Below are 4,385 nucleotides of genomic sequence, written 5' to 3' on the forward strand. Positions count from 1 at the left end.
CACGAAGTTATAAAATTTGTGATACAAATTTTATAAAGAAATATTTCTTTATGATTTTCTTCACTTCGTGGTTGATATTATTTTATTTCTGATTTTATTGACTTAACTGAAAAACGTTTTTTTAGTCTTTAGCCTTATTTCCACTGGCATGATTGAAGAAGGTTTTTCACCGGAAAAGATTTTCTCGGGATTTTCAGACATCAGTACATTAAACGCTTTTTCACCCAATATTCTTTTTGCTTCTTCGATTTCAGCCGCAAGAGAGTTTTTGAAAGAGTTGGGCCCGTGCGAATCCGTCGCCAGAAAATGGCAGATTCCGGCTTCGAGTATTCTTTTGCTCTTTTTTTGCGCGGCTCCGCCGTATTTTCCAGAAAGTGATCCCAGATTCACCTGGATCAACGAACCGTGGGATACCAGGTTCTCGAGTTTATTCATTCCCAAAACGGTATATCTGCATGGATGGGCGATTATTACTCCGTAACCGTTTGTTTCGGCGCTGAATCTGAATTCTTCGTATCTTTGGACAGCGTTTAAAAAACCGAATTCAACGAGCAGAAATTTCGACGAAGCGAGGGAGAGGCAGGAATGAAACGTTTCTTCGAAAACGGCAGAATCTTCAAAATAGATTTCAGTTCCACGGAAAACAGACATTTCAATTTTCAATGCCGAAAGCATTTCCATTGTCTTTTTCACGAGGAGCTCGATCTTGCCGTGATAGAAAGAAGCCCCCCAGCTGTGCGGAGTGGCAACGATTTTAGTGAAACCGGCTTTTTCGAGTATCGATAGCAGTTCGATAGTTTCTTCCCAGGTCTCCGGACCGTCGTCGACACCGGGAAGCAGGTGACAGTGGATGTCAATCATAGACGAGATCGCCGTCTATGTAAACCTGTTCGATCTTCAGACTGTCGAGATTCGTATCGCGAGGTATTTCCGACAAAACGACGAAGTCGGCTCTTTTTTCTTTTTTTATTTCACCCCGGTCAAAATCGCCCAAAGACTGTGCGGAGTCGAGAGTGTAGTGTTTAATAGAGTTTTCGAGGTTCACTTTCTGTGATTCAAAAAACGCATTTATCGCTCCGTGAATCCCCCATAATGGTCCCGGAGGCATGGTGTCGCTTCCGAAACAAAGCCTGCATCCGGCTTTTTCAATTTTTGAAAGCGGATTGTTGTTTTTGAGAATATTTTCAGGCAGGCATTTTTCATACAATTGCGCGGGTCCGGACCACGCTCTTATAAAATTTGGCTGCATGCTGAGATAGACGCCGATTTCTGCGGCGCGTTCGATGAGCTTTTCGGAAGGAAGCTCGAAATGTTCTATTCTGAAGTTCTTTTTATCGTAATCTCCGAAAGCCTCGAAGGCGCCGAGAGCCTGCGAAATAGCTCTGTCTCCTATTGCGTGCATCCAGACTTTTTTTCCGGCATCCACAGCCGAACGCACGTACGAGATGACGTCGGCATCGGAAATCAAAAGCGCTTCGGGATCGGATTTTCCCGTGTCCAGCCATGGGAAAGACACCGCCGCGGTTCTCGCACCAATAGATCCGTCCAGAAAAATTTTTAATGCAGTTATGTGCTCCATGCCTTCGTCTTGATTCCGGTAAAGCGACATGAAATCTTTTTCGACAGCGGCGAATCTGAACCTCAGTTTTAAATCTCGCGCCGAAAGAATTTTTTTTCTCGATGCATTCGATGTTATCTCGCCGACGGAGGTGACGCCCATAGAGAAATATTTTCGGACTGCTTTTTTCAGGGCGTCCATGAACTGCTGATCGTCGGGCGGGAACATCTCGTTTATTCTAAGAACGGGAATCTCTTTAAGGACGCCAGTTTCAATATCGGTCATATCTTTTCTGAATCCCTGTAAAAAAGGCGCTTTTTCAGATATGGCCGTAAGAGCGGGAGTGTTTGCAACTGCCAAGTGTCCGCATACCCTTCTCGCGACCAACGGTTTAACAGATGACAATGAATCGAGGTCTTCCTTTGTGAATTTTCCGGGTGGTTTCCAAAGACTTTCATCGTAATCACACGCCAGATAATGATCTGACGCCGGATTGTTTTTAATGAAAGACGCCATCACATCGAGACATTCCTCTTTGTTGGAGGCGTTTGCCAGATAAGGTCCCGAAAGAGACAATCCCCACTGAGACAAATGGGTATGGCAGTCTGTAAAACCCGGTAAAACAGGTTTGCCCAAAAGATCCTTTTCTTCGGTTCCTTCGATTGTGATCTTTTTCGGAACGGAGATGTCTTTTATGATCCCGTCCTGAACGAGAATATCGCTGAGCCTGTATGCAGAAAATGGCAGACAATTTCTGAAAATGATTTCTTTCAAGGCGCAACAGCTGGTGAAATTGACGATCTTTCAGACATGTCTAAATCCAGAAATTCCTCTTTGTCAGGGGCATACAGCCTCACGTTTAGCAAAACAGAGTGTATTAACTGATCGGAAGCGTTTTGCAGGATATCGTTCAAAACCGTCACTGAAGCGGGATGTTCTGACCTTATGAAAAAAAGAACGTACTGGTCGGCCTCCTCGAGAAAGATATCTTTGTTTCTCAGAAGAATTTCGGCGGCGGCTGAATCTTCGACAAGAAGAACGTCGACGGCTTTTTCACGAATGAACAGGTTGGAGTCGCACAAAAGCCGGGATGCGGTTTCAATTATATAATCCGGTATGTTTTGAAATTTTCCGATTGAAATGATGGCGTTGAGTCTGACGGAAGGAATGCTGTCGCGCAGAAGAAAATGAAGAATAGTTAGATGTGAAGTGTCGGGGGCAACTCCGAGAGTTCTTGCAGCGTTTGATCTGACCCGCCAGTTCCCGTCGAAAGCGAGGTTGGCAGAAGCTTTTATGAGCGTTGTGTCTTTCATTTCTCCGGCTATGTAAACCGCCGATATTCTCATTTCTTCGTCGGGATCGTTCATCAATTTCAAAACTGTTTCTCGTGCTCTATCATTCATCAGCTTGAAAATTTCGATGATTGCTCCGAATTCCCTCGCCGAAGCGTTTTCGAGTTTTCCGCAGAGAAAATCAAGGACCTCTTCATCGCCTATTTCTGCGAAAGATTCTCTGGCCGGCTGATTCAGATCGAGCCAGTCGAATCTGCCGACAGAAGCCCTGACGAAAAGGCTGTCGAGAGGAGTGAGTTCAACCGGCATGATCGGGAGAGAGAGGACAAACAAAAAAGTGAACATCATATCCCGTCCTCGATGTCGAGAAAGAGCCCGAGATCCGGCCTCAAAAATGAAGTCGAATCGCCTCCGATGCCGACGTATAAGTCATTTCCCCTTATATCTATAAAAAGTCCGGTGCCCCTGTATCCTCTTCTCGTGTCCGACCATCCTCTCGAATTTTCCGATATTTTTACGGCATATAAATCGTCGCCCGCCGATTCTATGAAAAAACTCCAGGAGTTGGCATTTCCGGCTCCCTGACAGAGTCCCTCGGCAGTATAAAAATCGTTCCCTCCCTCGTCTATTAATATTCCCGTCGAAAGGTCGTGTCCGCAGCCCTGAGAGACGGATTTACTGACATAAGTATCGTCTCCGTCGCTGTCTACAAGAACTCCGAGCGCAAGGTGAACTCCGGAACCCTGAACATACTGAGAAGCGGTGTATGTGTCGTTGCCGAGCGCGTCGTACAATCCTCCGAAGGCGTACCAATAAGCGCAGCCCTGGGAAAAAACGTCCGAGTCGTATGTGTCGTTGCCTCCGCCGTCGACGAGCATTCCGAAACCTCCGGGAATGTCCGGCCTCAGACCTATTGAAAATCCCTGCCCGAACGCGAGATATCTTTGGCTGAACCTTAGATCGTCGAGATAAGCGCCCTTGCATACGTATGAATCATTTCCTGACAGGTCCGCGAGAAGACCAACGCCTGAAGTCCCCGCGCAGCCCTGGGAATACGCTTTCGAAAGATATCTGTCGTTTCCTGCTCTGTCCATCAGAACACCGATTCCGCATGCCGAAGAGCCGCAAGAACCGATCTCTCCGATATAAATGTCGTCGCCGGACAAATCTTCGAGCAGAGCTATACCGAATATCGATGCGCCCAGGCAGGCGTATTTACCCTGATAGATGTCATCACCCAGGCTGTCAATTATGACTGAGACGCCGCCGAATGTTCCGGCGACCGAAAAATCCGACGTCGCAAAATACCTGTCGTCTCCGGCGGCATCAACAATCAGCAATGTGGAAAAAATATTTTCTCCCAAAAAATATTCGTCGTCGCCTCCGGAGTCGAATATAATCCCGCGATCTAGTTTGTATGTGTTAGGACCAATGCCGCCGATTATTACCGGCCCAGCCGGCCCGTCTTTCCATTTAACTATTTCTCCCGTGGCGTACGGGCACGCGGTCGGGTCGGGTTCGAAGTTCGAAAAATC

Annotated in this window: 4 protein-coding genes; all 4 read right to left on the minus strand. The window is 46.8% G+C overall.

What is annotated here, in order from left to right; genetic code table 11:
• Window positions 1-102 precede the first annotated feature (102 nt).
• Entirely contained in the window at window positions 103-861 is a 759-nt protein-coding gene (locus JXL83_08105; GenBank protein ID MBN2364079.1) for a hypothetical protein, read from the minus strand.
• Window positions 854-2,332, minus strand: a complete 1,479-nt coding sequence (locus JXL83_08110; protein MBN2364080.1) for an amidohydrolase family protein — start codon at window positions 2,330-2,332, stop codon at window positions 854-856. The genes JXL83_08105 and JXL83_08110 overlap by 8 nt, the downstream gene beginning before the upstream one ends.
• Entirely contained in the window at window positions 2,329-3,198 is an 870-nt protein-coding gene (locus JXL83_08115) for a HEAT repeat domain-containing protein (GenBank protein MBN2364081.1), read from the minus strand. The genes JXL83_08110 and JXL83_08115 overlap by 4 nt, the downstream gene beginning before the upstream one ends.
• The coding region (locus JXL83_08120; GenBank protein MBN2364082.1) for a hypothetical protein at window positions 3,195-4,385 on the minus strand (1,191 nt) is incomplete at its 5' end. The genes JXL83_08120 and JXL83_08115, both read right to left, overlap by 4 nt.

This window comes from candidate division WOR-3 bacterium, assembly GCA_016934535.1.
GTDB lineage: Bacteria > SDB-A > SDB-A > SDB-A > SDB-A > JAFGIG01.

Coding starts and splice junctions, on each gene's coding strand:
- JXL83_08115 (MBN2364081.1), bottom strand. CDS start 3,198: ATGATGTTCACTTTTTTGTTTGTCCTCTCTCTCCCGATCATGCCGGTT.
- JXL83_08105 (MBN2364079.1), bottom strand. CDS start 861: ATGATTGACATCCACTGTCACCTGCTTCCCGGTGTCGACGACGGTCCG.